This is a genomic window from Aeromonas sp. QDB11, assembly GCF_027705265.1.
Taxonomy (GTDB): domain Bacteria; phylum Pseudomonadota; class Gammaproteobacteria; order Enterobacterales; family Aeromonadaceae; genus Aeromonas; species Aeromonas allosaccharophila.
This window is the reverse complement of record NZ_JAPDBM010000227.1, coordinates 1-647: the sequence shown is the minus strand read 5'-3', so window position 1 is coordinate 647 and position 647 is coordinate 1. Positions and strand designations below refer to the sequence as shown.

Sequence of the window (647 nt, the reverse complement as noted above, 5' to 3'; positions counted from 1 at the left end):
GCGCGGGTCTCATGGGCTCGATACGCCGAGCCATTATCAGTCAGCCACTCCACCGGTGATGCCGGCAACGAATCCCCAAAGCGACGTTCGACAGACCTCAGCATGACATCTTGCACAGTGTCACTGTCGTAACCCCCAGTACTGGCCGCCCAGTCCAACGCTTCCCTATCGCAGCAATCCATGGCGAACGTGACACGTAGTTTTTCACCGTTATCACAGCGAAACTCGAAGCCATCTGAGCACCACCGTCGATTGCTCTCCTTGACGGCAACACGCCCCTTATGTGCCTGCTGGGCCAATGGTGCAGCTGGTTTTCTTTCCAGCAGCAAGCCATGCTCGCGCATGACGCGATATACCCGCTTAGCGTTTACCACAGGTTGTTCTGTTGCCTCAGACTGACGCCGTAACAGCGCCCAGACCCGGCGATAGCCATAGGAGGGAAGCTCTGCCATCGCCTCCATGATACGGCCAAGTAAGGCTGCATCATCACGCTGGCGATGATGACGACCATCTTGCCAACCCGGTTTTCGATGAACACGAACGGATAGCTGCGCACGCGATACATTAAGAGCCTGGCTCACAGCACTTAATCGTCGTCCCCCGGCAACAAGGGCGCATGCGCAATCCATTTTTTTGCTCGACCATAC

1 protein-coding gene is annotated in these 647 nt (G+C 56.4%); it reads right to left on the bottom strand.

What is annotated here, in order from left to right:
- A partial coding sequence (locus OKC40_RS22795) for a DDE-type integrase/transposase/recombinase (RefSeq protein WP_270797062.1) occupies positions 1-647 on the bottom strand: 647 nt, incomplete at both ends.